Below are 1298 nucleotides of genomic sequence, written 5' to 3' on the forward strand. Positions count from 1 at the left end.
GTTGCCGTTGGAGTATGGACGTTTGCCGGTCTTTGGGCGAGCGCACTTTTTGACCTGCTTAGTCTAAACTCCAATTGGTTATTGGTAATCGGTAATTAATTTTGCGTCTTCCTTCTTCCCTCTTCCTTCTTCCTTCTTCCTTCTTCCTTCTTCCTTCTTCCTTCTTCCTTCTTCCTTCTTCCCTACTGACTAGAACGCCGATAAAGCAGCCAGACAAACAGCGGAGAACCCAACAAAGCCGTAACTGTACCCACAGGCAATTCTACCGCACCCAAACGAGCCAAAAAATCAGCAAAAGTCAACACCCAAGCACCGCCGATCGCACTCAGCGGCAACACAAACCGATAATCATTACCAACCAACAAACGCACCCCGTGAGGCACAACCAATCCCACAAAACCAATCAATCCGCCGATGCTGACAGCACTCGCAGCTAGCAAAGTAGCAACACCCCCAATCAACAAGCGCGATCGTACCAGCGAAACCCCCAAACCAACAGCTAAATCGTCGCCCAAAGCCAGCAAATTTATCGATCGACCCAAAAAACATCCTAACAGCAAAGCAGCCAAAATATAAGGTGCAGCCACCTGCAAATCCGACCAACCGCGACCGTTCAAACTACCAATTAACCAATTCAAAGCAGCTTGCAGACGGCTGTCTTCAGCTAACAGCAGCAGTGTAGTTTGTATTGCCCCAAACAGAGAACTCACAGCCACACCAGCTAAAACTAAACGTTCAACAGAAATCCCCGTTTTAGTTTTTCCCAAAAAGTAGACCAGCATCGAAGTTAAAATAGCACCTATCCAAGCCGCCAAAGGCACCCAAGTTTGAAATATTCCCAAAGTCAGCATGGTAATCGCAACCAACCCTGCACCCGCCGAAATTCCTAATACAAAAGGATCGGCTAAACCGTTGCGGAGCAACCCTTGCAGCAAAGCTCCCGACATTCCCAAAGCCGCACCAACCGTCAGCGCTGCCGCCACTCTGGGCAAACGCAATTCCCAGAAAATAGTTTGATTGACAGCATCACCTCGGTGCATAAATGCTTGCCACAATTGATCGGCACTCATCGGCACCGCACCAAAAGAAAGCGAAAGGGCGATGGTTAACAGCAAACCCAATCCTAAGAATACAACTGCCTGAAAAACTCGATATTTTAGCCAGATTTTTTTCACAATATATTATACCGCTTTGCTTTTAGATAAATAGCCTTTTTGCAGAGCAACAGTTCGGACATATTTTGGGAGAGTCAGGCTCTGAGAGAGCCGTATTCTAGGAGTTTTCGGTAGTTTGGATTT

General features: G+C 47.1%; 2 protein-coding genes. Both read right to left on the minus strand.

Translation table 11 applies throughout. The features are described from left to right. Nucleotides 1-58: 58 nt before the first annotated feature. Nucleotides 59-217 carry a hypothetical protein gene (locus tag QUA13_RS32495; RefSeq protein WP_333205215.1) on the minus strand — a complete coding sequence of 53 codons (159 nt, stop codon included), beginning with the start codon at nt 215-217 and terminating at the stop codon, nt 59-61. Next, nucleotides 183-1175, minus strand: coding sequence for an iron ABC transporter permease (locus QUA13_RS32500; protein WP_333205217.1), 993 nt, complete (start codon nt 1173-1175; stop codon nt 183-185). The genes QUA13_RS32495 and QUA13_RS32500 overlap by 35 nt, the downstream gene beginning before the upstream one ends. Between the last annotated feature and the right edge of the window lie 123 nt (nt 1176-1298).

Source organism: Microcoleus sp. S28C3, assembly GCF_036700785.1.
GTDB classification, from domain to species: domain Bacteria; phylum Cyanobacteriota; class Cyanobacteriia; order Cyanobacteriales; family Microcoleaceae; genus Microcoleus; species Microcoleus asticus.